The organism is Candidatus Terasakiella magnetica, from assembly GCF_900093605.1.
Lineage (GTDB): Bacteria > Pseudomonadota > Alphaproteobacteria > Rhodospirillales > Terasakiellaceae > Terasakiella > Terasakiella magnetica.
Window position 1 is genome coordinate 572678 of the sequence record NZ_FLYE01000001.1, and the last position, 26917, is coordinate 599594.

Annotated in this window: 18 protein-coding genes and 1 tRNA gene; 3 read left to right on the forward strand and 16 right to left on the reverse strand. The window is 45.9% G+C overall.

Annotation, left to right across the window (positions count from 1 at the left end):
• Positions 1-3 precede the first annotated feature (3 nt).
• From MTBPR1_RS02425 to MTBPR1_RS02450, 6 genes are all read right to left on the reverse strand, one after another.
• Positions 4-612 (reverse strand): 2-hydroxychromene-2-carboxylate isomerase, encoded by a 609-nt coding sequence (locus MTBPR1_RS02425; RefSeq protein ID WP_069185933.1) that lies wholly within the window; start codon positions 610-612, stop codon positions 4-6.
• A 138-nt stretch (positions 613-750) separates the two neighbouring features.
• Positions 751-1887, reverse strand: coding sequence for an acyl-CoA dehydrogenase (locus MTBPR1_RS02430; protein ID WP_069185934.1), 1137 nt, complete (start codon positions 1885-1887; stop codon positions 751-753).
• A gap of 37 nt (positions 1888-1924) precedes the next feature.
• Complete coding sequence (locus MTBPR1_RS02435) at positions 1925-3115, reverse strand: acetyl-CoA C-acyltransferase (protein ID WP_069185935.1); 1191 nt, start codon at positions 3113-3115, stop codon at positions 1925-1927.
• A gap of 20 nt (positions 3116-3135) precedes the next feature.
• The gene (locus MTBPR1_RS02440) at positions 3136-4308 is read right to left on the reverse strand and encodes an isovaleryl-CoA dehydrogenase (protein WP_069185936.1); all 1173 of its coding nucleotides are present in this window, start codon (positions 4306-4308) and stop codon (positions 3136-3138) included.
• 291 nt (positions 4309-4599) lie between these two features.
• Positions 4600-5172, reverse strand: coding sequence for a YeeE/YedE thiosulfate transporter family protein (locus MTBPR1_RS02445; RefSeq protein ID WP_069185937.1), 573 nt, complete (start codon positions 5170-5172; stop codon positions 4600-4602).
• Positions 5172-5735 (reverse strand): YeeE/YedE thiosulfate transporter family protein, encoded by a 564-nt coding sequence (locus tag MTBPR1_RS02450; RefSeq protein ID WP_069185938.1) that lies wholly within the window; start codon positions 5733-5735, stop codon positions 5172-5174. The genes MTBPR1_RS02445 and MTBPR1_RS02450 overlap by 1 nt, the downstream gene beginning before the upstream one ends.
• Positions 5736-5897: 162 nt before the next feature.
• Here MTBPR1_RS02450 and MTBPR1_RS02455 point away from each other — a divergent pair, with 162 nt between their 5' ends.
• The gene (locus MTBPR1_RS02455; protein WP_069185939.1) at positions 5898-6275 is read left to right on the forward strand and encodes a response regulator; all 378 of its coding nucleotides are present in this window, start codon (positions 5898-5900) and stop codon (positions 6273-6275) included.
• Here MTBPR1_RS02455 and MTBPR1_RS02460 read toward each other — a convergent pair.
• The 7 genes from MTBPR1_RS02460 to MTBPR1_RS02490 all read right to left on the reverse strand — a co-directional run bounded on the left by MTBPR1_RS02460 (position 6267) and on the right by MTBPR1_RS02490 (position 15402).
• A complete protein-coding gene (locus tag MTBPR1_RS02460; protein WP_083222836.1) occupies positions 6267-6701 on the reverse strand; it encodes a PaaI family thioesterase in 435 nt (144 codons plus the stop codon). The two genes, MTBPR1_RS02455 and MTBPR1_RS02460, sit on opposite strands and share 9 nt — an antisense overlap.
• Before the next feature lie 15 nt (positions 6702-6716).
• Positions 6717-7166: an acyl-CoA thioesterase gene (locus tag MTBPR1_RS02465; RefSeq protein ID WP_069185941.1), complete on the reverse strand. Its 450-nt coding sequence runs from the start codon at positions 7164-7166 to the stop codon at positions 6717-6719.
• Positions 7167-7310: 144 nt separating this feature from the next.
• The gene (locus MTBPR1_RS02470) at positions 7311-8321 is read right to left on the reverse strand and encodes a response regulator (RefSeq protein ID WP_069185942.1); all 1011 of its coding nucleotides are present in this window, start codon (positions 8319-8321) and stop codon (positions 7311-7313) included.
• A gap of 3 nt (positions 8322-8324) precedes the next feature.
• Complete coding sequence (locus tag MTBPR1_RS02475) at positions 8325-11048, reverse strand: hybrid sensor histidine kinase/response regulator (RefSeq protein ID WP_069185943.1); 2724 nt, start codon at positions 11046-11048, stop codon at positions 8325-8327.
• A 161-nt stretch (positions 11049-11209) separates the two neighbouring features.
• The gene (locus MTBPR1_RS02480) at positions 11210-11602 is read right to left on the reverse strand and encodes a MerR family transcriptional regulator (protein WP_069185944.1); all 393 of its coding nucleotides are present in this window, start codon (positions 11600-11602) and stop codon (positions 11210-11212) included.
• Between the two features lie 70 nt (positions 11603-11672).
• Positions 11673-13088, reverse strand: coding sequence for a magnesium transporter (gene mgtE / locus MTBPR1_RS02485; RefSeq protein ID WP_069185945.1), 1416 nt, complete (start codon positions 13086-13088; stop codon positions 11673-11675).
• A gap of 7 nt (positions 13089-13095) precedes the next feature.
• Positions 13096-15402 (reverse strand): NADP-dependent malic enzyme, encoded by a 2307-nt coding sequence (locus MTBPR1_RS02490; protein ID WP_276204526.1) that lies wholly within the window; start codon positions 15400-15402, stop codon positions 13096-13098.
• A 360-nt stretch (positions 15403-15762) separates the two neighbouring features.
• Here MTBPR1_RS02490 and MTBPR1_RS02495 point away from each other — a divergent pair, with 360 nt between their 5' ends.
• Entirely contained in the window at positions 15763-17979 is a 2217-nt protein-coding gene (locus MTBPR1_RS02495; protein WP_069185946.1) for an ATP-binding protein, read from the forward strand.
• Positions 17980-18447: 468 nt separating this feature from the next.
• On the opposite strand, the gene MTBPR1_RS02500 is transcribed toward MTBPR1_RS02495, so the two are convergent.
• Together MTBPR1_RS02500 and MTBPR1_RS02505 are read right to left on the reverse strand one after the other, a co-directional pair.
• A complete protein-coding gene (locus MTBPR1_RS02500; protein WP_069185947.1) occupies positions 18448-24468 on the reverse strand; it encodes a cadherin-like domain-containing protein in 6021 nt (2006 codons plus the stop codon).
• A gap of 581 nt (positions 24469-25049) precedes the next feature.
• A tRNA-Leu gene (locus MTBPR1_RS02505) sits at positions 25050-25134 on the reverse strand.
• A gap of 139 nt (positions 25135-25273) precedes the next feature.
• On the opposite strand from MTBPR1_RS02505, the gene lipB reads away from it, so the two are divergent.
• The gene (gene lipB, locus MTBPR1_RS02510) at positions 25274-25912 is read left to right on the forward strand and encodes a lipoyl(octanoyl) transferase LipB (RefSeq protein ID WP_069186084.1); all 639 of its coding nucleotides are present in this window, start codon (positions 25274-25276) and stop codon (positions 25910-25912) included.
• A 66-nt stretch (positions 25913-25978) separates the two neighbouring features.
• Here lipB and MTBPR1_RS02515 read toward each other — a convergent pair whose 3' ends face one another.
• Complete coding sequence (locus tag MTBPR1_RS02515) at positions 25979-26788, reverse strand: OmpA family protein (RefSeq protein WP_069185948.1); 810 nt, start codon at positions 26786-26788, stop codon at positions 25979-25981.
• Positions 26789-26917 lie beyond the last annotated feature (129 nt).

Genomic DNA, 26917 nt, shown 5'->3' on the forward strand with positions numbered 1-26917 from the left:
AAATTATCCCCACTTCCCATTTTTGAGCCAGTCGCGGACCATTGGCAAACGATCCCAACCCCAGAAATCTTCACCGTCTACACGGATAAAGGGGGAGCCGAAAACGCCTGCATCAATAGCAGCCTGACCTTCTTGAATTAATCTTGCTTTGACTTCAGGGGTTTGCACCGCCTGTAAAAACTCTTCTCTATCAATGCCACATTCTGCTGCGACATCTGCCGTTTCTTCTGCTTCCCACATAGGGCGCTTATCTGCGAAATAGGCTTTATATGCCGCTTTTGCAAAAGTGATTGCCGTTGTGGTTTTACCTTGATCTTTTAACCAATAAAAACCACGCGGTGCCGCCAAGATGGCTGTTGGAAACTTTTCAGGCATTTGCCAGGGCGTACCTGTGTATTTAGACATACGTTCCCAATCATGAACACAATAAGGCCCTTTTAAGGGGACATTCATCAGCGGCATGGATTGTGTCGCCTTAAAGGCAGAGCCAAGCATGAAGGGTTTCCAGATGACCTCGCGGTCAAATTCCTGCCCAATCGCATCAATTTCCTGTGCGGCAAAATACCCATAGGGGCTGCCGAACTCAAAATAGAACTCTATCGGATTTGCCATCATTGCCTCCCAACTACGCCTGTAGAAACTGCATTATTCATCATAGTAAACACCCAGATCAGCCTTTTATGAAGTAAAGAAATGTTAAATATTTTTCCCTTACTTCACAAAGGCTTATAGACCTAGTAGATGGTCAAATTAACCATTTAACACGGCACGGGAGATGACAATTTTCTGCACCTCGCTTGTACCTTCATAGATTTGACAGATGCGAACATCGCGGTAATATTTTTCCACAGGAAATTCTGAAGAATAGCCATACCCACCAAAGATCTGGATTGCCTCAGAACAAACGCGCTCTGCCATTTCAGAGGCAAAGACTTTCGCCATGGAGGCCTCTTTAAGGCATGGCATCCCAGCATCTCTCAGGGCTGCAGCGTGATGCACCATCTGGCGCGCTGCGTGCATTTGGGTCGCCATATCGGCTAATTTAAAGGCAATGGCCTGATGTTCGCAGATTGGTTTGCCAAAAGCTTCACGTTCTTTGGCATATTCCACTGCCTCATCCAATGCACCACGTGCCATACCAACACATTGCGACGCAATCCCGATACGACCTGATTCCAGATTGGACAGGGCAATTTTATAGCCCATGCCTTCTTCGCCAAGTAAATTCTCAGCCGGAATACGCATATCTTCAAAAACAATTTGCGCAGTATCAGATGCCTTTTGACCCATCTTATGTTCCAGGCTTGAAACGATGTAACCCGGCGTATCTGTGGGTACGATAAAGGCTGAAATACCTTTTCCACCTTTTTCAGGATCAGTTACAGCAAATGCAATGAGCGTATCGCCAATTTTACCAGAAGTGATAAATTGCTTGGTTCCATTGAGCACATAATGATCACCATCACGCTTGGCACGACACTTAAGTGCAGAGGCATCTGAACCCGTATGAGGCTCAGTTAAAGCAAAACATCCAAGCTTGTCCCCACAGGCCATTGGCGCAAGATATTTCTCTTTTTGCGCCTCATTACCAAACTTTAGGATTGGCCCGTAACCCACTGAATTATGTACAGAAAGAACCGTACTTAAACCACCGTCTCCAGCTGCAATTTCTTCAAGTGCCAACGCCAGACCGACATAGCCAATTTCGGAGCCACCATACTCAGAGGGCGCCACCATACCCATGAGACCAAGCTCTGCCATTTCAGCAAAAATCTCTTTTGGGAAGGCCTCATTAGCCTCCCACTCACGAGCATTAGGCGTAATGCGATCACGGGCGAAATTACGCACCATGTCGCGGATCAATGTTTGTTCTTCATTCAGAATCATTTGATTGACTCTATTTCCCTATTGTCAGTACTGACGATTAAGCAACGCGTTCAAAGGCCATGGCTGTGGCTTCACCACCACCAATACACAATGACGCAACACCGTTTTTCTTGCCGTATTTTTCCAACGCATTAAGCAGCGTTACAATGATACGTGCACCGGATGCACCGATGGGATGACCCAAGGCACAAGCCCCGCCATGGACGTTGACTTTATCTTCATCCAGTTCAAGGTCGCGCATGGCTGCCATAGTTACAACAGCAAAGGCTTCATTAATTTCCCAAAGGTCCACATCGTCCTTGCTCCAGCCCACTTGCTCAAGCAAGGCTTTCATGGCGAAAACAGGCGCTGTGGTGAATAGATTTGGTTCTTGGGCATGGGTTGTGTGACCAAGGATACGTGCCAGAGGCTTCAAGCCACGTTTTTCAGCTTCGCTTTCGCGCATCAAAACAAGGGCAGCTGCCCCATCAGAAATGGATGAAGAGTTCGCCGCCGTTACTGTACCGTCTTTTGAAAAGGCCGGACGCAGTGATGGGATTTTGTCAGGACGGGCATTGCCGGGCTGCTCATCAATCTCAACCACACGCTCGCCTTTGCGTGACTTGATAGTCACAGGCGCGATCTCGTTTTTAAAAGTGCCATCTTCAATCGCTGCATTTGCACGAGAGAGTGAACGAATGGCGAAATTGTCCTGTTCTTCACGGGTGAACTGGTAAGATTGTGCGCATTCTTCAGCAAAAGTCCCCATGAGGCGACCTTTATCATAGGCATCTTCCAGACCATCAAGGAACATATGGTCTTTCACCTGACCATGTCCCAAACGCATGCCGCTGCGTGCTTTTTCCAAAAGATACGGTGCATTGGTCATGCTTTCCATACCACCAGAAACCATTACCTCACGCACACCTGCCTTGATCATATCATGGGCAAACATGGTGGCCTGCATACCAGAACCACACATTTTGTTGACCGTTGAACAGCCCGCAGCCAATGGCAAACCACCACCAAGGGCAGCTTGGCGTGCAGGGGCTTGGCCTTGACCAGCACCCAACACGTTACCAAAAACGACTTCGCCCACATCTTCAGGCTTTACACCGCTGCGCTCAACAGCGGCTTTAATAGCCTCACCGCCAAGCTGAGAGGCCGTTAAATCAGAGAATTCGCCTTGCATACCGCCCATGGGCGTGCGTGCAGAACCAACAATGACAATAGGATCGTTATTAGACATATCTATAAATTCTCCGAAAATTACTTGGTTTCGTTAAACAGTTCACGACCGATCAGCATACGGCGGATTTCTGATGTGCCAGCACCGATCTCGTAAAGTTTTGCATCGCGCAACAAGCGACCTGTTGGATACTCATTAATGTAGCCATTACCACCCAGAATTTGGATCGCATCCAAGGCCATTTGTGTGGCTTTTTCAGCAGAGTACAAGATCACACCAGCCGCATCTTTACGGGTTGTTTCACCGCGCGAACATGCCGCACCAACCGCATAAACATAAGCGCGACAAGCATTCATTGTAGAATACATATCGGCGATTTTACCTTGGATCAGCTGAAACTCACCAATGGATTGACCAAACTGCTGACGCTCATGAATGTAGGGGACAACAACATCCATACAAGCCATCATGATGCCCGTTGGGCCACCAGCAAGAACCGCACGCTCATAATCCAGACCGGACATAAGAACGCGTACACCTTTGTTCAAGCCGCCAAGGATGTTTTCTTCTGGCACTTCACAGTCTTGGAACACCAACTCACATGTGTTGGAACCACGCATGCCGAGCTTGTCGAGCTTTTGCGCTGTTGAAAAGCCAACAAAATCTTTTTCAATGATGAAAGCTGTGATGCCTTTTGGGCCTGCATCCGGATCGGTTTTCGCATAAACAACCAAAGTGTCAGCATCCGGGCCGTTGGTGATCCACATCTTGTTACCATTGAGGATATACTTATCACCTTTTTTCTCAGCCTTGAGCTTCATAGAAACAACGTCAGAACCGGCACCGGGCTCAGACATGGCAAGAGAACCGATATGCTCACCGGAAATCAGTTTTGGCAGGTATTTCTTTTTCTGCTCTTCACTACCGTTGCGGTAAATCTGGTTTACACACAGGTTAGAGTGCGCACCGTATGACAGGCCGATAGAGGCAGAAGCGCGGCTAATTTCTTCAACAGCGATGATATGTTCCAGATAACCAAGGCCAGCCCCGCCGTATTCTTCAGAAACAGTAATACCAAGCAAGCCAAGCTCACCAAATTTGGTCCACATTTCATTTGGGAAGGCGTTATCCAGATCGGTTTTTTCTGCGATCGGGGCAATTTCTTCCTGAGCAAAGGAACTCACCGTATCACGGATCATGTCCGCTGTTTCGCCAAGATTAAAGTTTAAAGCTGGATATTCAACGAAGCTCATATCTCTTTTTCCATTTCCCAAAAGGTTAAAAGAAACCTCTTCGCCATTGTAAGGATGCTGGAATGACAGACACTGTCGATATTTCCCTCCCAATGAACGAACAGATTTTCCTGTTTCAATTTCTACATAAAGCGTAATTAACGTTTACGTAAACGTCAACTTAATATTTATAAAAAAATGCGATACTCCCTAACCGTTGGAAACACCGCATTTTTTAAGTCTTTAGCTTTTGAAAAACGACACAATAAATTCTGTGTCATTCTACAAAAAGCTAGAATCCACTGAGGTTACTTACGCTTCTTTGCGAAAACTATCTGGTAGAACAAAAGCAATCACCATAAAGGCAACCCCTAAAATAATACCGATAACCTCACCGGGCATAGTTTCAAACACACTTGAGTATTTCGCGCCATCAACTGCGCCAAGTGTGACTTTGCCGCCCAAAACCTTATCTAAAAGCCCAGTTGCCTTAACTTGGGAATAAGTCGCCATATAGGCCCCTGCCCCAACAAGACCACCAAGAACAAAGAATAACGCATCCTTGCGCCCCGTAGCAGCCGCAGCCAAACCTGTACCCGGGCAATAGCCTGCAGCAGCAAAGCCAAGACCGAGTAAAACACCACCGACAAACACACCGATATAGGCGGTTTTCACCGACATATGGCCCACATCAATAATGCCAACTAAGAAACCTGTGAACATCAGCACTGATGAAAAACCAATGGCAAGCAAGATTGTTTTCATCAAGTGAAGCTTACTTAAACGCAGCATATGGATAATGACGTTAGGGTTTGTTGCCCCAATACGATCCAGCACAAAACCAAAAGCGCCGCCAATAACAATGGCAAGAAGAACCTTTTCCATTATGCATTCTCCTGCTTTTTAAACATCATGATCGCCAGCGGAATGCCTGCAACAAATGCCCCAAGGGCGAAGATATAACCGGACATGGCTGTCTGCATCATGCCACTCATCATATGACCGCTGGTACAGCCCCCTGCCAAACGCGCCCCGTAAAGCACAAGGAAACCCGCAACAAAAGCCATCACATACCTTTTAATCGGTGAGTCACCGAAATTAGCACGCCAAACCTCTGGCATGCATTTTTGCTCACGTTTAATACCGCCACGCAAAAGCGCCGAAGCCCCGGCACCAATGATCATGGCAATCACAAAAACGAAGCTATAGTTCATCGGATTGGAAACATTCTTGGCATATTTGCCGCCGCTTTTATTTAAGTAAGCATTTTCACTGGCATAACCGCTTTTACTCTCAGTTGACTCAACAACTACATTTGAATCAACCGCATCCCACAAGATACCATCAAAAATAACAAACTGCGTTGAAACCCCGATGGGCTTGACCAACACAACTGCCATGAGGAAAACAAAGCCCAGCAAGAGCCCGCCTTTCTTCCATGAAAGCATATAACTTCTCCATATAATTAGTTTTCACTAATTTACTAAGGAGATATACATATTTGCAAGAACTAAATTAGATTAAGGTAAATTTATATATTATGAAGCATTGATTGCTTTAAATGGCCCAACTTGATAATTTAAACTTACAACTCTCATGGGGCGGGACAGATGTCACTTAAAGACTTAACATTTGCATTGATTGACGATGACAAGACAATGCTAAAAATCCTTGGCGCACTTTTTGAAGAAGGCGATCTTACCTATAGCCCTTTTCACAGTGCCTCCACCGCAATCATTGATATCATTGAAGAACAACCCGATTGCGTCATAACCGATATCAACATGGCTGGCATGGATGGGCTCTCCCTAATTAAAGAGTTGCGCAAAAATGATATAATGGCCAATACCAAATATATCGTTATCACAGCTAATCAAGGCGATGAGTGGAAAGAAAAAGCCAAAGAAGCTGGTGCTCATGGTTTTATCTTAAAACCCTTTGATACAGATAATCTTCTCAAACAGGTTGAGGCTATTTGCCTAGGCTGAAACAGCCATTAAAGTTTGAATAGCGGTCGCACATTGGGTTTCTACGCCATCCTTGACCCCATAAACATCAATATGTGTGACCGTCAATGTGCGCCCTGATTTTACAACGCGCCCTATCCCTTTAAGATAGTCCCCTGCCCCCGGTGCAATGATGTTGAGCTTATATTCCACCGTCAGCATCGCTTGGCCTTCTTCCACCAAGGTAAAACCAGCAAAGCCACCCGAAACATCAGCTAAAGAGCCAATTACACCGCCATGGAAATAGCCATGATGTTGGTCGAGCTCCTTCTTAAACGGGATATGAAGTTCACAATAGCCTGGGCGAATATCAACGATCTCTGTGCCCAGATGTTTCATAAAGCCCTGTTCATCAAAAGCTTTTTGAACAAGCTCGATATAGTTTTCACAACGTGGTTTAAAATCCATCGCCCTGCCCTTTATTTACTGTGCAGCAACGTCTTGTGCGCTTGTAAGATAAGGCTGTGCATTTGCAAGAATATCATCGGGAAAATTCACCGCACGCCGTTCTTTTTGATCCATATGAACGCCAAAAAGCTCACATTGTGAAACCTTAGCGCCCGTAACCGCATTGCTCATCACATGGACCATCTTAAATTTCTTACCTTCAAATAAGGCAAGGCGTGAATGAATTTCCACACAATCACCGGGCAGTAATTCTTGTTGATAGGTCACATGGTGATCCACAGCCGCCACACCGCCATTGCGCTCAGAAAAATAGGCTTTATTGATCCCTAAAACAGCAAGAAAACTCCAAGCGGCATCATCAAACTTTGCCATATAATTACGCACATTAAGATGGCCCATATGGTCACACTCCCACTGCTGGACCGTGCTGCGATGTGTCAAAATGGCTTTGTTTTGCTGCGTCATTTTCTTACTCGTTTAATCTATTGAGGCAAGAAAGATTACTTAACGTTTACGTAAACGTCAATTTATTATTTACCTCAAGTTTTTATAGAGGGGCTGCCTATCTTGTAAGGTGAGGCCCTGTCACCAAAATCGATGAATTATATATCATCCCCCAAAGCGATCTTTATCACTCAGCGGTGAAGAAAACTGGTTCCATTTACGTTTGAGCTGCACAATTTTGGGATAATTTTCTTCAAATACATCCACCAGTTTTGGATTAAAATGCGTTCCCTTATTGCGCAAAATTTCAGCCAAAGCTTCTTCGCTTTTCCAAGCTTCTTTATAGGGGCGCTTCATGGTTAAGGCATCAAACACATCGGCAATGGCAACAATCTGCGCCACGAGGGGAATATCCTCACCACTTAAGCCCGATGGATAGCCTGAGCCATCCCATTTCTCATGATGATGCAGTGCAATTTCTGCAGCCATTTCAAAGAGTGGGGCCGATGATTCTTGCAAAATCTCATAGCCAATTTGCGTATGGGTTTTCATAACGACCCACTCATCAGTACTTAACGCGCGCGGGGCTTTTAAGATTGAGTCAGGGATGCCGATCTTGCCCGTATCATGCATTGGGGCGGCGAGCTCTAACAATTCTGCCTGCTCAGTTGACCAGCCGATTGCTTCAGCCAAAGCGCGAGCATAAGCGGCCATGCGCCAGATATGTTGCCCTGTATCAGTATCATTATAATGCCCGGCACGGCTGAGCATCCCGATTGCTTCATAGCGGCTTTGCTCCAATTGTTGCACACGCACCAAAGACAGATGCGTTTCAACACGCCGGCGCACAATCGGTCCTGAAAGCGGTTTTTGCAGATAATCAACAGCCCCCACATCAAAACCTTGTGCCTCATCCTCAATCTCACTCATCGCTGTCACAAAAATCACTGGGATGGAGCGCATTTTAGGAGATTCTTTTAACTTTTTGCAGACTTCATAGCCGTTCATCTCAGGCATCATAATGTCGAGCAAAATCAAATCCGGCATATGTTTTTCTGCAGCTTCCAAAGCCTTGGTGCCATTGGTCGCAAAATGCAGATTATAACGGTCCTTAAGAATTTGACGAAGCAATTGCAGGTTATTTGGTTCATCATCAACGGCTAGAATATTTTTCATTTTTTAATCACCAGCTGTCCCGTCTAGGTTTAGTTTTTCTTTTAAAACAATTGCTTCTTCTGCGGCTTGGTCAAAATCAAACACATCAATTGCCTCTTGAATAGGTAGAATATCATCATGAGATAAATATTCACGCATTTTTTCAACGATAGGCTCCGTCGCATCAGGATTTAGCTTTTCCAGCGAGTGCTCAAGCTGTTTGATCAAGAGCGCAACTGCAATTGGATCAAATGATTTCAACTGGGCATCACCTGTGGCTGCGTTTTTCTTAATTTTAGAAATAGATTTAACAGATCGGGCCAAAGCATCCTCTAACATGGGCAATTTGTTTTGCGCTAAAACAATTTCTTTTTGCTTTAAATAGCCATCAATTTCAGTTGCCAAAGCCGCCACATCAAAGACCGATAGATTGGCTGCAACCCCTTTAAGGGCATGGGCGATTTCTCGTGCTTTTTCAACTCGCCCTTCTTTTCCGGTAATACTATTGGCAATATTTCTTGCATCGTCATGTCGTTCATCTGCAAAGGATTTCAGCGCCTTCACATAGCTTTCGCAATCATGCCAAACAGCCAAGCCTTTTCTATAATCAACACAATCCTGCAAGACATTCATCTCATAGGGTAAATTATCATCACTCCAGCTCTTTTGCTGAGCCACACCCGTTGTATTTGAGGTGCCTTGCCCTGTAGGGACAAGCCGTTCCATCTCTCGCAAAAGCCTGTTAAAATCAATGGGTTTTGCCTCAACCCCATTCATCCCGGCATTATAACATTTATTATGGTCTTCCTGCATAAGGCTGGCTGTAAGGGCTAAAATCGGCGTATTTTTATCGACGTCACATTCATACATACGGATTTCTTCACTAGCTTCCAGCCCATCCATTTCTGGCATCCAGATGTCCATCAAGACAATATCATAGTCATTCTTTTTATAGGCCTTGATGGCTTCTCTACCATTTTTAGCCCAATCGATCATATGACCAAGAGCTTCTAGGCGGATCATCGCGAGCTGGGCATTCTCTGCAATATCTTCAGCCAGCAAAATTTTGAAACATCGCGGTGACACATATTCTTCTTCAACCACATCCATATCATCATAAAGACAAGCTGCCCCCTCAGGCGCAGTTGGCATTTTAACGGTAAAATGAAAAGTGGAGCCTTTGCCCAAAAGACTATCAACCCAGATTTTCCCGCCCATATTCTCCACAATCTGTTTCGAAATGGTGGTGCCAAGGCCTGTGCCCCCATAATTTCGGGTGGTGCTGGCATCAGCTTGAGAGAAAGAGTCAAAGATGACACAGACCTGTTGAGCTGTCATGCCAATGCCCGTGTCGCGTACCAAGAAATACAGCTCCGTATCCTCAGCACCTTGTTTTACCTGAACGGTGATCTGCCCTTCTTCGGTAAATTTAATGGCATTACCCACCAGATTTAATAAAACCTGACGCAAACGTGTTGGGTCCCCAACGTAACGTAGCGGTAAACGTTTTTCATAATCGATCAGTAATTCAACATTCTTTTCACCCGCACTATGTTCTAAAGCCCGCATCGTATCGACAATAACGTTGCGCAGGTTAAAATTGACTGTTTCAAGGGTGAATTGCCCACTTTCCAGTTTTGAAACATCCAAAATATCATTAATGATCCCAAGCAAGCCGCGCGCAGAACTGTGAATGGTACGCACATAGGCCCGTGTTGTTTCATCAATATCCGGTGACTTTTGAACAATTTCAGAAAAGCCGATAATAGAGTTCATTGGTGTGCGGATTTCGTGGCTCATATTGGCAACGAAAGTGGCTTTGGCTTGCGCAGCGGTTTCTGCCGCAATTTTTGCCTTTTTCAATTCACTTTCATGTTCTTTCTGTGACGAAATGTCCAAAAGGAACCCAACAAAGAAATGGCTATTATCTTCCATGCGGGTATGCCCCAATGACAAGGAAGCAGGAAAACCCGTTTTATTTTTTCGCAAGGCGCGTACTTCACGCTCTGTCCCAATGATCTTGCTTTGAGCGCTTTCAATAAAGCGTTTTAAGAAATCATCATGCATGGAGGCATAAGGTTCCTCCATCAGCATAGACACATTTTGCCCCAGCATTTCATCGCTTGTCCAACCAAAGAGCTTTTCAGCAGCCGGGTTAAAAAGCAGTATGATCCCCTTTTCATCAATCGCAATAATCGCACTGGCAGCAGCACCGACAATGGCACTCATCATGGAGCTTTTGCTTTTTACGAGTTCTTCAAGCTGGTCACGATGTTTATGTAGCTCAATAGAGGCTTTTTGCTCATCCGTAATATCGCGCAAGGTCTCAACAACGCCGATCACTTCCCCATTTTCATTGGTGATAGAACGCGCACTAAAAGCAAGCCAACGCCCGCCATTATTGAAATGGGGAAAAAAGTCTTTTGCCTCAATCACCCCTTTAAAGAGAGGCGATTCAGCATATTTTCCATGATAATACTTCTCGAGGTCTTCCGGCTTATTATCTAAAACCAAATCAGCCATGGTTGGGCGCATAGAGGGATAGAACGGGCGCCAGCTATCTTTCGTGCCAACGATATCGTCTGCTGCAAAATTAGAAACGATTTCACACGCACGGTTCCAGTGTGTCACCGTATGGTTTTGATCAATCACAAAGGTGGGGACTGGAGAGTCTTGTATGATCTGCGAAAACAGGTCCAATTGCGACACTTCTTGCAAAAGTCCCTTATCAGAATCATCCTGCGCCATTGTGGACACCTCTATTTAAGCTACACCCCTAAACTCAACTTTTAATATAGTAGGGCGTAAACTTATAAAGAGTCTATTTTTATAGATAAATTAGGCAGCTTTTATTACAGGAAGCCAGCTTACTTCCTGTTTATCTGCCATAGAAAAAGGTATTTTAAGGCTTAAGCCTTCTTGTCCTTAAGAAGGGAGGCGCATTGATCTTCAAGGACTTCCAGCTCATTCAACATGGCATTAATGTCTTGCTGTTGACGCACAAGCGCATCGCGGCGTTGCTGGATGCGATCAATGAGAACTTCAAGCTGAGTTACAGCAGAGCGATCTGTATCATAGAGATCGATCAGTTCCTGAATTTCAGACAGGGCAAAACCGATACGTTTCCCACGCATAATCAGGCGAAGGCGCACACGATCACGGGGAGAATAGATACGGCGCTGACCTTCACGCTGAGGCGAGATGAGACCCTTATCCTCATAAAAACGGATCGTGCGTGTGGTAACGTCAAATTCCTTTGACAGTTCCGTAATTGTATATGTTCTTGATTTTTCTTCACTCATAACAAATCGACAATAATTGACCTTTACGTAAACGTAAAGTCTTTTCTTTCCCCTACGTCAACTTTCTTGTCTATAGCAGAAAAATAGCCGCCAAGCCAAGGAAAGCAAAAAAGCCAATCACATCAGTCACAGTTGTTAAAAAGACCGAGGACGAAATCGCAGGGTCCGCGCCAAAGCGATCAAGCGCAACCGGGATCAAGGCACCTGCAAGACCTGCAACCACCATATTAACCACCATGGCTGCGGCAATCACGCCAGCTAAGGCCGTATCCCCAAACCAAAGCCATGTACAAATCCCAACCAACACGGCAAAGATCACCCCATTCACCCCGCCAACCGCGACTTCTTTTCCCACCACGCGTAAAGTATTTGCGGGGGTGAGCTCTTTCATGGCAATGGCGCGCACGGCAATGGTCAGGGTTTGGGTCCCTGCATTTCCCCCCATGGAGGCAACAATCGGCATCAAAACTGCTAAGGCCACGAGTTGTTCAATGGTTGAGCTAAACAGCCCAATAACAAGGGAGGCTAAAATCGCCGTTCCCAAATTCACCACCAACCAGACGACGCGCGATTTTGCGGCATCAAGGGCAGAACTGTAAAACTCATCCTGCTTTACACCCCCCATGCGCATGATATCTTCTTCATGTTCTTCATCAATAACATCAACCACGTCATCAACATGAATGACACCCAACAAGCGCGAATTTGCATCCACAACGGGGGCGGATACCAAATCACGATCACGGAAGATAAAAGCGACTTCTTCTTGGTCTGTTTCAACAGGGATGGTGGTTAATTGTTCTTCCATAAGCTTGGCAACACGCACCGGGCGTTTGTTGCGCAACAACTGGTTTAAAGGCACTGTGCCCAAGGGTTGCTGTTTAGGATCAACAACAAAAATTTCATAAAAGTTTTCTGGTAGATCAATGTCGCTGCGCAGATAATCCAGTGTCTCCCCCACCGACCAAAAGGCCGGTACGGTGACAAGGTCGCGCTGCATCATACGCCCTGCGGAATCCTCAGGAAACGACAGACCTTCTAGGATAACACTACGTTCCCCATGGGGTAGTGCTTCTAGAACTTCCTTCTGGTCATCTTCATCAAGTTCTTCAATAACCGCAAGCGCGTCATCATCTTCCATCTCAACGATGGCACGTGCGACCGTATCAGCACCGATTTCATCAACGACTTCTTCAAGAATATCTTCATCAAGCTCGGACCAGACTTCTGGTTCCAGTTCTTGACCAACAATCTTGAGAACATTGCTTCGATCATCGGGCTTAAGTTGCTGCACCACATCTGCCACATCGGCATAATGCAGGTCCTCAAAAAGCCCTTTGATCGCTTCTTTATTGTCTGAACGCAAGTGGTCTCGGACTTGGTTGACATGCTCGTCACCAAAACCAAAAGCATCCCCTTGCTCAATATCAACTTGAGTCTGGGCTTCGGGTTCTTCAACCACTTGCTGTTCAGGCAAATCACTCACGCGAAACTTACTCCGCTTCACCAGCGTGGATTTGGGCATCCACAACCGCAACCGCACTTACATTCACCACAGCGCGAACCGTAGCAGATGGAGACAGGATATGAGCAGGTTTATCCGCACCCAACAAGATCGGACCAACAGGCAGGCCGTCAGCCGTCATTTTCATCAGGTTAAAGGAAATGTTCGCCGCATCCAAGTTTGGCATAATCAACAGGTTCGCTGATCCACGCAAGCGCGAATTAGGGAAGATATTGTTACGAAGCTGTTCAGACAACGCCGCATCCGTATGCATCTCGCCTTCAATCTCGAGCTCTGGGTCCTGCTCCAACACTAATTCACGCACGCGGCGCATTTTGATAGAGGATTCAGAATCACGGTTACCGAAGTTTGAATGAGACACCAGCGCCACTTTTGGCGTGATCCCGAAACGGCGAACCTCTTCAGCCGCCATGAGGGTAATCTCAGCCAGTTCTTCTGCTGATGGGTTATAGTTCACATATGTATCACACAGGAACAACGTGTCATTATCAGTAATCAACAGGTTCATAGCAGCCAAAACAGACTGGCCTTTGCGCAGACCAATAAGATTGGTCACTTCCTGTAAATGTTTGAAATAACGCCCTGTCGTGCCACAAACCATGGCATCAACTTCACCCCGGCGCAGCATCAGTGAGCCCACAATTGTCGGGCGTGAACGCACCAAGCCAAGGGCAGCTTTTGGCGACACCCCGCTGCGGCCCATCAGGCGGTGATAATAATCAGCATAATTATGGTAACGTGGATCACGCATGATCTCGACCACTTCCACATCCTGATCGACTTTTAAGCGCAGACCAAGGGTCTCAATCTTATTTTCAATCGCCTCGCGACGACCGATCAAGATCGGCTTGGCAATGCCATCATCCACCACAATCTGCACCGCACGCAACACACGTTCGTCTTCGCCTTCAACATAGACAATCTTTTTCGGATTACGTTTGGCCTGCTCAAACACAGGCTTCATGGTCATGCCTGAGCGATAGACAAACTGGGACAGTTTTTCACGATAGGCATTAAAATCATGAATTGGACGTGTGGCAACGCCGCTATCCATCGCCGCCTTGGCAACCGCCAAAGTCACATTCAAAATCAGGCGCGGATCAAACGGTTTAGGAATGAGATATTCTGGGCCAAAACGGAGGTTTTCTTCCCCATAAGCCTTTGTAACACGCTCATCAGCTTCTGCCATGGCAAGTTCTGCCAAGGCTTCCACACAGGCCATTTTCATTTCCGCATTAATGGTTGTTGCACCCACATCCAGCGCACCACGGAAAATATATGGGAAACAAAGAACGTTGTTCACCTGGTTTGGATAATCAGAACGGCCCGTTGCCATAATGCAATCAGGGCGAACTTCTTTGGCAAGCTCTGGGCGAATTTCAGGCTCTGGGTTTGCCAAGGCAAAGATGATCGGTTGATCACCCATTTTCTTGACCATATCCTGTTTCAACACACGCGGTGCAGAAAGACCAAGGAAGATATCCGCGCCATCAATGGCGTCATCCAAGGTGCGCAGGTCTGTTTCCTGTGCAAAGATTTCCTTGAACTCATCCATTTCTTCGGTGCGGCCTTTATACACAACACCAACAATATCCGTCACAATGATATTTTCAGAAGGCAAGCCCATATGTTTTAAAACATTCAAGCAAGACAGAGCCGCAGCCCCCGCGCCAGATGCCACGAGCTTGACGTTTTTAATGTCTTTTCCAACCACACGCAGGGCGTTTTTAATCGCAGCGCCCACGATGATAGCAGTACCATGTTGATCATCATGAAAAACAGGGATGTTGCATTGTTCTTTAAGTTCACGCTCAACCGTAAAACATTCCGGTGCCTTGATATCTTCAAGGTTAATGCCGCCAAATGTGGGCTCAAGCGATTTAATAATCTCAACCAGTTTATGCGGGTCGCGTTCTTCAATTTCGATATCAAACACATCAATACCGGCAAACTTTTTAAAGAGAACGCCCTTACCTTCCATCACGGGTTTAGAGGCAAGCGGGCCAATAGCACCAAGGCCAAGTACGGCTGTACCATTTGAAATAACACCAACCAGATTGCCACGGGCAGTCATATTGGCGGCTTCATTTTCATCGCGCACAATTTCTTCACAGGCAAAAGCCACACCGGGCGAATAGGCCAGTGCAAGGTCGCGTTGGTTTGCCAATGGTTTTGTTGCGGTGACACTGATCTTACCGGGAACCGGGTTGCGGTGATATTCCAACGCCCCTTCACGGAATTTAGCTTCAGTATCTTTCATTTCTTCTTCTGCCATGCACTCGTCCCCTTTGTGTTGGCTATGGCCTTTAGATCGGCCAAATTTCGACAGCGATTCGAATTATATATATATTTTAAGTCTTCATGCTTTCCTCTCCTACAAGAGCATGAAGATTCCCACAAACCACCCTTTTGTTTTGATCTATAAGGTGTTGATTTGCAAGAAGGACGTTTCTTTGCTGCCCGTTTTTTTTCGGGTCTATGTGCCAACAATAGATTTATTATAAAAAAACACAATAAAAAAACGACGCAGGCTCCCCGCCCGCTAAGTAATAACCGCAGCCGAGCTTTTAGGCTTTTTTATTAATGCCCTCATATGTAATATGGACTTTATCAAAAGAGTATGTTGAGGGGCATAATGTTTTTTTTCACGACACGGCGTTTAAGGCTTGCGATTCTCGCGCCTTTCACCTTGATCTTGTTAGTCGTCGTCGGCCTGTTCATTGGCTCAAGCTATATCCGTGAGGAAAAGCTGCTTACAAGCTCGTTTGAGACCACCCTAAAACAAGTAGAAAGCCAATATAAACAAAGTATTGAAAGTGATGTGCATTTAATGCACGTGGCTCTCCATAGCATTTTAGAAAATAACGATATACGTGCCCGTTTTGTTGAAAAGGACTTCCAAACCCTCTTTCAATTAAGCCAACCTATTTTTAAACGGCTGAGAAAAAACCACCAGATCACCCATTTCTATTTCATTACACCCGATCGCAAAACCTTCCTCCGCGTTCACCAAAAAGACCGTCATAGCGATACGATTGATCGCCTCACTTTGCTCAATAGCGAAAAAACAGGTGGTTTTTCCCATGGTCTGGAGCTTGGGAAGTTCGGCACCTTTACCTTGCGCGCCGTTATGCCGTGGTATCAAAATGGCACCCTCATCGGCTATGTTGAAATTGGTGAAGAAATTGATCATATCACGCGCGACATTGCCCAGCGTTATGACCTTGGCCTGATTGCCACCATCAAAAAAGAAATCCTCAATAAGTTTGATTGGCAAGTCGGTCAGAACTTTGTTGATTATACCGTCAGTTGGGATGATTTTGACGACCTTGTGATCGTTGGTAAACAAAATGTAGAGCTGAACAGGCCTGTTAAAGAGTTTATTCGCACCACTCACTCTAACGTTCAAACCTCACAAGCGCGACACTTCACAGGACAAAACAGCGAGCTTTTAATGCAGGTCCTGCCTTTAAAGGACTATGGGCAAAATAAAGTAGGTCAGCTGTTTGTCATGCAAGATATCACTGCAGAAACGGCAGAGTTTTCAGAGTCTATAAAACAGACGACAATTGCCAGCCTATTGGGCGGTGCAGTTGTCTTTATCATTTACTTTGTCATCTTGGGCCGCGCACAAAGTGACATCAGGGGCTATACCAACAACCTTGCCAAAGCGAAATCCAATGCCGAAGTCGCCAATAAAGCAAAGTCTGAGTTCCTTGCCTCTATGAGCCATGAATTACGCACCCCCATGACAGGTATCCTTGGCTTTGCAGAATTGATCTTGAAAGACGATATCCCTGATGAAGCCAAAGACAAGATTATAAAGATCAGGTCCTCTGGTTCCTCTTTGCTCAATTTGCTCAATGATATTCTCGATATGTCCAAGCTTGAAGCTGGTAAGATGGAGGTTGAACAAATTGATTTCAACCTGCACCAACTTGTTGGTGATATCGTCGGAATGTTTGAAAAGACCAGATCAACCGACACCCCACTGGATAGTGAACTCACCTTTGATAAGGCAATCCCAAAGGCGATCACATCTGATCCGACAAAGTTAAAACAAATTCTAACCAACCTGCTTGGCAATGCTTATAAATTCACGAGAGAAGGTAAAGTCAGTATTGCCTGTGAAAATATCAGCCCTGATAACAACAAGCCCTATGTGAAGTTTACCATTACAGATAGCGGCATTGGGATGAATGAGGAAACATTAGACTGCCTGTTTAATGAGTTTACCCAAGCCGATGCCTCAATTTCCAGAAAGTTTGAAGGCACAGGCCTTGGTCTTGCCATCAGCAAGCATCTTATTGAGCTTCTGGGCGGTGAAATTACGGCCCATAGCCAATTGGGAAAGGGAAGCACCTTTACCTTCACCCTGCCCTATGAAAAAGCCAAAGAGACAGCGCTACCGGAACAAAAGGCAAATGCTACGGCCAAGGATTATAAGGCTCAAAAGTCCTTAAAGATTCTTCTGGCAGAAGACAATCGTGTCAACCAGCTGCTCATTAAAAACTTTTTAGCCGCCTACGGTCATGAGGTGTCTGTCGCCGATAATGGCGCCAAGGCGGTTGAGGCTTATGAGCAAGAGGAATTCGATATTATATTGATGGATGTGCGCATGCCTGAAATGGATGGCATTGAGGCAACCCAAATCATTCGTCAAATGCCCGCACCTAAAAACGATATCTGCATCCTTGCTGTGACAGCGGACGCCATGAAAGACAATGTTGAGACTTACCTGCAAGCCGGGATGAACAGCGTGGTGATCAAGCCTCTCAACTGGGTGGAACTCATCACTGAGATCAATCACCAGCTTGATGAAGAAATCCACGTCCTAAAAGAACCTGCATAAAAAAATCCCCGCTGAATTTCTTCAGCAGTGAGATTTTGGTGCGCTCGAGAACCATCTACAGAGGCTCGTTGCTTACCACAGGCGTCAATCAACTACTGATATCCAGCAATATCAACACTTTAGCTGACCTGAGGTTCACCGTAATCTACCCTTTGGTCTTATCCCATGGTTCAAATTAATGGGGTGATGAAGGCTCTAATAGGGAAAGTAATAATCTCTATAAATCAGATGGAGGTCAGTTTTCTCTGTGTTGCTGTTGAAGTGTATGAAGATGGATAGGCTGAAGCTGTGTGACTGCCAGTTCAAAGCAATGACAACATCAAGATGGTAATTTACCAACAGCTCACCAGCCTCTTCAACATCCTGACCAATGTATTCCAAATTACAACCTGCCCAAAAGGCTTATCCATCATTTAAATAGTGGCATTCAATATGTCTGTACGGGGTATCGAAACAAGTTATCTGAGCCTAAGACGATGTCACGGCGATATTCTCGCCGATTTGCATGCTCGCTCCGGATGCTGTGTGATCGTATGTTGTATACCCATTAGACGTAGCTCCTTGGGTCCAGCCTGTATCGCTTGTAATAACCTTATCGCTGTCGGTTCCATCAATGACGATACTTTTTGCTGTATTGAAGCTGGCAACATTGGTTGAGCTTAAAGTTAAAATATTTTCAGCCGTATCAGTCGATAAATCAAAGGTTTCGATTGATGATATGGAGACACTGCCTGTGGATAGGTCAAAATCATCACCATTCAGCAAGCGAATGGTATCCGAACTGGTGCCCCCGTCAATGGTGACATCTCCATTACTTAGAACAATAACGTCTTTACCATTCTCACCATAGAGCACATCTGCACCTTCTCCACCGGTAATGGTATCTTGTCCGTTACCTGCCCAAACCGTATCTGCACCGCCGCCTGCATTGATAATATCATTACCATTATGGGTGAAGATTACATCATCACCATCGCCCGCATTTACAAGGTCAACGCCGCCACCGCCAGATAGGTTATCGCTGCTATCAGTTCCGGTCACTTCACCAGGGGTACCTGTTAAGGTTTGGTCGGCAAAGATGTAATTTTCAATAGAGACCAGAACATCCGTTCCATCATCACCATCACCCGTATTTAGATCCCGGATGGTCATCAGCCCATCTGAATTCGGGGCAAATTCATAATCTGCCATATTGCCGGAATAAACGGCAAAGTCATCTCCTTCCCCACCATTGAGATAATCATCGCCCAGCCCGCCATTTAACGTGTCATTGCCAGCCAGACCGTCAAGGGTATCTGCACTGGACGTGCCGCTTAACGTATCAATACCGCTTGTCCCTTCCGTTGTGCCATCTGAGGCAAAACTGGCAACGGCCTGTGCTGCTGTGGTTGTTGTGCCATCATAAACGTTATAGGAGAACGTCACGCCTGAGGTGGAATTGCTTTCTGGGGCATAAGTCCAGGTATCATCGTCATTGTAGGTCAGAACCCCATTACCATTGTGGGACAGACTTTGAACCAACAATGTGTCGCCATCCACATCTGTCGTATTGGATAAAAGTTGGGTTTTGGTGATGGTCAGGTTTGTGTCCTCTGTTGCGCTTAGAGATACATCACCACTGACTGAGGGTGCATCATTAACAGCTGAGAAAGAGGCAATTGCCGATGCGTTAACAGTTCCCCCATTTCCGTCTGTTACCACATAGGAAAAGGTCACATCATCTGTACTATCTTGTGTTGGGGTAAAGTTCCAACCATCCTCAGTGGATACTAAGTTTCCTGTTGACGCGCTCAGGCTATCTGACTGAATAGACAGGGTATCCCCGCTATCCACATCAGATGCATTCCCAAGAAGTTGATTAGCCGTAATGGCCAAAACCGTATCTTCCTGCCCACCACTTAGAATAACGCTATCACTGACAGTCGGTACATCATTGAGGGCAGACAAGCTTAATGTTGCCGTTTGATCTATGCTAAGGGCGCCATCACTAATTTTATAGGTAAAAGTAACATCGGCCGTGCTATTGGCTGTGGGGACAAAATGCCAATCTGCGCTGGCGCTATCGAAGCTCAAACTTCCACTAGAGGCACTTAAATCAGTAATATAGAGTGTATCACCATCGGGGTCTGAAGCATTGGCCAGTAATTGCGTCTTGGTGATGGTGATATAGTCTGCACTTCCTGCGTCTTCTTCACCACTAAGGCTTACCGTATTAGTTTTTACGGGTGACTGATTGCTGCTTTCTGCTTGCGCCACATTTACCGTTGCCGTGGTCGTTGTGGTATTTGTTCCATCGAAAATACCATAACTGAAAGTGACTGTGCCGCTACTGGCTGGTGTATAGGTCCATCCTGTCAGATTGTTGCTCTCATCGCGTACTTCATCAAGCGTACCCGCAGATGCACTTAAGTTGGTTACTGATAGGGTCTGGTTTTCAACATCACTGGCATAATTCAATAAATCAGCAATTGAGATCGACAGGCTTTGCCCATTCGTCGCGCTTAAAACCGCAGTCCCACTGGTTATTGGGGCATCATCCACGCTAGCCAATGTCAATGTGGCTGCACCATCCGTTGTGGTTGTGCCATCAGAAACCTTAAAGGTAAAATTAATCGCACCATTTACATTGTCCAGCGGTGTGTAAGTCCAAGTGCTATTGCCGTTGTCCTGCAATGTACCGCCATCAGATGTGGCAAGGTTTTGTACGCTTAAAGTATCGTTATCCACATCACTGGCATAGCTGGTTAGAAGCTGTGACTGGGTAATGGTTATGGCGGTATCTTCTGTCCCGCTTAATGCCACTGGCGTATCTGATACAGTCGGTGCATCGTTGGCTGCTAAAAACAACAGGTCGGTTGTATTGGATACAGAATTGCTGCCATCGGAAATCGTGTAAGTGACTTCGATTGTACCTTCATAATCTTGTGGGGGGGTAATGGTCCAGTTATCGCCATTATCAACCGCGCTGCCTTGATTGACCGTAACATTGCTCACGCTCAGGCTATCATTTTCCACATCGGAAACCACGCTTGAAGCAAGAAAAGCACTCTCATTTAAGGTATATGCAATATCTTCCGTCCCACTGGACAAGGTAATTGATGATAACACTGGTGCATCATTAACCGGATCAATATCAATTACGGCCCCATGGGTAACTGTGCCGCCCTTGGTATCGCTGACCGTATAAGACAAGACCACATCCGCTGTTGAATTCAGCGTTGGCGTAATTGTCCAGGTTGCATCACCATTATCCACAATGGTGCCCCCAGAGGTGACTGACACATTCAGCACATCCAACGTATCCCCATCTGCATCGCTTGTATTTGCCAGAAGCTGCGCTTTGGTGAGGCTAAAGGCAGTATCTTCCTTATAAGCGACATCATCCAGAGATACGTTGGAGGAAACCGTCGGTGTATCATTTGTCCCGCTGAGCGTAATCGTGACAGTGCCTGTGTCACTTGCACTGTCATCATCCGTGGCTTGGTAGGTGAAGCTCACTGTCTGGGTCGCGTCTTTGGCGAGACTATTGTAGGTGGCGTGGGAGGGGTTAAATGTGTAGGTACCATCGGCATTAAAGCTTAGCCCATCTGGTGAGACACTGGTCAGGCTATAGGTTAGAGAGCTATCTTCCACATCACTTGCGCTAACAGTTGCGCTGTAAGTGGATGCCCCTTCATCCAAAGCAACAGCCCCGTCATTTGCAACGGGCGTATCATTGACGGCATTCACAGTGATATTGGCAGTTGCAGCAGTCCCCTTATAACCATCTGAGACTTGATAATTCAGTGTTATCGCATTTGTCGCGTTCTCAGCTGGTGTGAGGGTCCAGCTGCCATCGCTATTTTGGGTTAAGGTGCCGCTGCTGGTGGTTAAATTCACCACTGACATGGTATCGGTATCGCTTGCTTGGCCCAAAAGTTGGGTTGAGGTGATGTTTAAAGCCGTATCTTCATTGGTTGATAAAGCAACAGCACCGGCAATTTGCGGGGCATTATTAATGGTGCTAAAACCATTGCCATCCACATTACCAATTGTGGTTACAGCTTCGATCTTGCTGGCAATATTATCCGATCCATAGGTCGTTGCCAAATTAGCCAAGACGGTTAAATCATCTGCATTTGTTTTCAAATTCCCAGCTGCTTCATCAGCCACAATGGCAACTTGGGCAAGACTGGTCAGTAATGAGTTTCCTGAGCCGCCCAGACTGATGTAAGTATCAATCTGAGTATTGGAGGCGCTGATAATACTTGCCGTATTCGCAGCCGCATTTGTTGCTGTGGTGATATCGCTGCTGCTCAGAACACTGGATGCAGCCGTTGAAATAACGGATTGAAGCTTTGTGCTGTTTGAAATATCAAACCCGGAAGGGTCACCTGAAATGGAACTTGCAATCGCATCAAACATTGCACCGGAGGCACCGCTTTCAGTCAAGCCGGATGAAGATGCGCCTTCCAGCACCGAGGCTGCCTGCATAATCGTATTTTGAACCTGAACCCCAATGGCAGCCACTTTCGCAATCGCTGCATTACTTGCCCCTGCGACCGGGTCAACAGAAGTCAGGTCAATGGAACTATCAATCCCAAATGCTGTCTTTAAATCGCTTTCACTAACGCCACTTGCCAGCAATGAGGTTAAGGGAGTGACAACGGTTGACCCACTTGGAGCTTGCAAGACCCCATAAAATGATTTCCCGGTCGCGATGTCTGTCCCGCCCGTCATAGAAATCACATAATCCGTTGCCGATGTCGTCAATGTATAATTACCGGACGCATCAGTTGTGGCTTCTTCGGTTTCATTCGCATCTTGAATACCATCTTTATCAAGATCGACAAAAACAGTTGCGCCGCTGAGATACCCATCAACACCTATGCCACTAAATGTTACAGCAGGAGCTGATGTTTCGGCATCATTTTGGTTTGTTGACGTCTCTTCTTCATTGTCTTCTTGAAGCTCAATGGTTTCATCTGCAAAAGAGGTTGTGGTGGTTGTCGTACTGACAATATTGATATTTTGGTATGTGGTTGCTGAGGAAGAAGCACCGTTGAACTCTACCTCAAAATCATCATGAGGCCGAAAAGCTGAAACGATTTCCTCAGTCTGAATAGGCGGCGGGTTTTCTATGGCTGAAACATTTTCAGTTTCGTCTTCCTCTTTCTTGATATTGACTTGATAACCGACATATTGCTCGGCTTGCTCATAGCTGCTTCTTGTAACTTCATAAGCATCGCGCGCAGCATTTTTTGTAATTTCAGCTGTTGTGTGAGCTTGGGTAGCTTCTTCTTTCAATGCCAACATGCGCGACACGGCATCTAACGCTCTTTCCTCAGCTCTTTGTGCCGAGCTTTGTGCTATGGATGCATTTTCTTGCAGCCTGAGCAATGTGCTTTTTAAGCTGTTAATATCAAGTTGCATCAAAAAGATTTGTTGCTGATCGGCACCTTGCTCAATAAGAAGCTGTATTTCTAACTGGAGCGCTTCAAGCTGTGCTTCAGCAGCTAGCTGTTCAGCCAGAAGCTTTTCTGCTTCTTCTAAAGACAAAGTTGCCTTTTCTTCCAACTCTTGGGCTTGGGTTTCAGCCTCTAAGGCTGCCTTTTCAGCTTCAAGCGCTTCTTGTTCTGCAATATCAGCGGCTTCTTTTATTGCATCTTCAAGCGCTTTGGCTTCAATCGCTCTTTCTGCAAGACTTGGGGGTAAGTTTTCAAAAACCTTCTCAGTTAGTTTTTCAACCTGACGGGGCGACAAGCTGAAGCGGCTAATGAGGGTATTATCCCCACTTGCAACGCTCCATCCGATATTGGCTTCATTGGTGGTACCAAGGACACGCCCTTGTGGCGTGGTGATGACAATCTCACCTGCGGTTTCGCCTTGAAGAGTTGTTTCCAGAAGGTTGATGGCGCGAAAACGACCCTCAACATATTCCAGAAAAACCTTGGTCCCGCGAATACCAATTGTCGCAACCGGTGTGTTAATAGATACAGCATCAGGATTAAGTTTTGCGATATGTCCGCTGACATAACTGGCCGTGCCTTCTAATAAAGATAAAACAGCCTGTCCGTCTTGGTTACCTGGGTCATAAACCATTTCGTCCATGACCATTTCAGAGTTTTCTCCCAAGGAGAAACTACTGGTATCGGCAAGCGTTATACCAACCCCGCCAGTTGCATCGGTTTCAATCGTGTCACCTTGGTAAATTTTAGCGCCGACTTGTAAGACGTCAGAACTGCCATCGGCATGGGTTACCGATACAGTGCCAGAAATACTTTCAACAGTTCCAATTGGCTCGCCAACGCGCGTATTAACAGGTGTGTTTTGAGCTATTTCTAATGGGTTATTTGTAGAAGAGATTGCCTGATTGAGGTCGACTTCAATGTCTGTAGACGAGTTTACAGAAGAAGAGGCACTGGAGCCTTCCCCTAACACTTTTTCAACAGCGGCATGATCAATAGTCTCTTTTTGCCACTGTTCACGACTGATCATATAGGTCGGCATAGACAACCTCACCATTGTCTATGTCAAACACCCTGTGAAAGCTAAAGTCTATTCATTTTCAATCCCTCAGCTGTCCGCATAAAAGGGACTCTGAGTTCAAACGTAAATACCCTTCCCACAGAAAAGCCTGACAATTTCAAAACAGTCTTGCACATAGGTATAATTACATATTTTTTATAATCATTCAAGTTTTAGAGTCGGTTAGAAAGCTAGGTTGAGTATGAGATATGACGACAAGAGTACTCATGGCTCACCTTATCAAGGCAGCTTCTCAGCGAAACAGATCAAACCTTATCGTCAGGCAGCACTCTTGTGGCTCTTAGACAACGAAAACGACAGATGGGTGCAACATGCCATCCACAAGATCAACAGCCAGTATCAACGTGCAGGGCATCATGTGGAACCATCATCAAGGATGACCCAATAAATCTTTGGGTATACGCCTTGAGTAATAAAAAACCCCTCGCTTGGTAAAGGCGAAGGGGATTTTTTTATGGTCTACCATCTGGTCAACCCTCCCCTATGTCTCATAAATAAAACACGGGATAATCAATAGGTTGACCTCGGTTTACCCAAGATTTTGGTGCGCTCGAGAAGACTCGAACTTCCACTCGGTTAAGAACATCGACCTCAACGATGCGCGTCTACCAATTCCGCCACGAGCGCAAAAATGTAGCAAAAGATTTGTTAACAGTGTATTGAGGTAAAAACCGTTAACCACCTTGTGTGGACGTGGGTATAAACAAATGAATCAGATAGATCAAGCATGAATAATAAAAAAATTTCAACAATGATGAGAAATGGCATTGAGTGGCGTTTTAGTGACGACGAAGTCCCTTATGAAGAAGCTCTTTCTTTCATGGAAAATCGCGTTGCAGAAATCAATGAAGGCAAGGCACCAGAATGTATCTGGCTTCTAGAACACCCTCCCCTTTATACCGCGGGGACCAGCGCCAACCCAAGTGACTTGATTGATCCTGAGCGTTTCCCGGTTTATGACGCTGGACGTGGTGGGCAATATACCTATCATGGCCCCGGTCAACGCATTGCTTATGTCATGCTGGATTTAACCAAACGCGGGCGCGATATTCGCAAATTCGTTCATAAGCTTGAAGAATGGGTCATCCAGACACTTGCGACCTTCAACATCACAGGTGAGCGCCGCGATGGCCGTGTGGGCATCTGGGTTGATCGTGGCATGGGCAAAGAAGATAAAATCGGTGCCATTGGTGTGCGCGTGCGCAAATGGGTCACCTTCCACGGGATTTCACTCAATGTGGAACCAGACCTTTCCCATTTTAACGGAATCGTCCCTTGTGGCATTTCTGAACATGGCGTGACGTCCCTTCAAGACCTTGGCACATGGATCACCATGCAGGAAGTCGATAGCCTGCTGATGACTTGCTTTGATGCGGTTTTTGAAGAAGGTGTTGAGGAAGACTAGACATTAAAAAAGGCGCTCACCATAATCGGTCAGCGCCTTTTTTATTTTACAATAAGGGATGAAACCTTATTTGAAGGAAACAACAACACGACGGTTGCGAGCTTCTTCAATTTCATCACCAGTTGTCACAGCGTTCATGCTTTCGCCGCTTGCACCAACACGGATAGATTTACCCATGATGCCATGCGCTTTAAGGAAATCAGAAACCGCTTGTGCACGTGTCAAAGCCAATGACTCGTTGTAAGCTGCATTACCTTTGGTATCTGTATGACCAGTTACCATTACAGCATTTGCACCACGGCCCATCATAGAGGCCTTAACCAACAAGCCTTTAGACTCATCAGTCAGCATAGAGCTGTTGAAATCGAAATAAACGATGATGTCATCAGAAGCTTTCGCTTTTTCACCGCTCATATCGTTTAGGCCAGCCATGAAGTATTTTTTACATGCTTCAATATCGTCTGGCTGGAAGTTTTCTTCTTGTTCTTGCATCCAGCAGTCATAACCTGCTTGTGCACGCGCCGCTGCATTTGGTGCTTTCACCTTACCACCCATGGCATAAGCCATAGTCAGTTTGTTGCGTGCCGCTGCCAGTTCTTCAACTTTGTCTGCCGGGATATTACGATCAGCAACCATTTGTGGTTCTACATCGCCTGTTGTTGCAGCCAATGCTTTGCCAACAAACAGTTTTGCATCAGCCCAGTCGCCTTCATCACGCTCAAGACCAGCAAGGCGAGAATATTCACTTTGCAGTTCTTTTTGGAATGCAGAACCATCGTTTGCGGCCATTTTAGCACCATCGACGTCCCAGTTAGACGCACAAGCAGCCAATAATGGCAATGCACACAATGCAGTAGCTGTTTTTAGAAATTTCATAAATTCGCCTCCTAGACTTTTACATTTACTCTTCATTGATCATTCTCAAAGAACGCACCTTTGAAGGTAAGCTCCCATTTTGAAACCCTGCCATAATGTTCCTCATTTTGCTACATTTGTAGAAGACAT

Coding starts and splice junctions, on each gene's coding strand:
- MTBPR1_RS02515 (WP_069185948.1), bottom strand. CDS start 26,788: ATGAAATTTCTAAAAACAGCTACTGCATTGTGTGCATTGCCATTATTG.
- MTBPR1_RS02430 (WP_069185934.1), bottom strand. CDS start 1,887: ATGATTCTGAATGAAGAACAAACATTGATCCGCGACATGGTGCGTAAT.
- MTBPR1_RS02480 (WP_069185944.1), bottom strand. CDS start 11,602: ATGAGTGAAGAAAAATCAAGAACATATACAATTACGGAACTGTCAAAG.
- MTBPR1_RS02435 (WP_069185935.1), bottom strand. CDS start 3,115: ATGTCTAATAACGATCCTATTGTCATTGTTGGTTCTGCACGCACGCCC.
- MTBPR1_RS02495 (WP_069185946.1), top strand. CDS start 15,763: ATGTTTTTTTTCACGACACGGCGTTTAAGGCTTGCGATTCTCGCGCCT.
- MTBPR1_RS02470 (WP_069185942.1), bottom strand. CDS start 8,321: ATGAAAAATATTCTAGCCGTTGATGATGAACCAAATAACCTGCAATTG.
- MTBPR1_RS02460 (WP_083222836.1), bottom strand. CDS start 6,701: ATGGATTTTAAACCACGTTGTGAAAACTATATCGAGCTTGTTCAAAAA.
- MTBPR1_RS02490 (WP_276204526.1), bottom strand. CDS start 15,402: ATGGCAGAAGAAGAAATGAAAGATACTGAAGCTAAATTCCGTGAAGGG.
- MTBPR1_RS02475 (WP_069185943.1), bottom strand. CDS start 11,048: ATGGCGCAGGATGATTCTGATAAGGGACTTTTGCAAGAAGTGTCGCAA.
- MTBPR1_RS02425 (WP_069185933.1), bottom strand. CDS start 612: ATGGCAAATCCGATAGAGTTCTATTTTGAGTTCGGCAGCCCCTATGGG.
- MTBPR1_RS02465 (WP_069185941.1), bottom strand. CDS start 7,166: ATGACGCAGCAAAACAAAGCCATTTTGACACATCGCAGCACGGTCCAG.
- MTBPR1_RS02500 (WP_069185947.1), bottom strand. CDS start 24,468: ATGCCGACCTATATGATCAGTCGTGAACAGTGGCAAAAAGAGACTATT.
- MTBPR1_RS02445 (WP_069185937.1), bottom strand. CDS start 5,172: ATGGAAAAGGTTCTTCTTGCCATTGTTATTGGCGGCGCTTTTGGTTTT.
- MTBPR1_RS02450 (WP_069185938.1), bottom strand. CDS start 5,735: ATGCTTTCATGGAAGAAAGGCGGGCTCTTGCTGGGCTTTGTTTTCCTC.
- MTBPR1_RS02455 (WP_069185939.1), top strand. CDS start 5,898: ATGTCACTTAAAGACTTAACATTTGCATTGATTGACGATGACAAGACA.
- MTBPR1_RS02440 (WP_069185936.1), bottom strand. CDS start 4,308: ATGAGCTTCGTTGAATATCCAGCTTTAAACTTTAATCTTGGCGAAACA.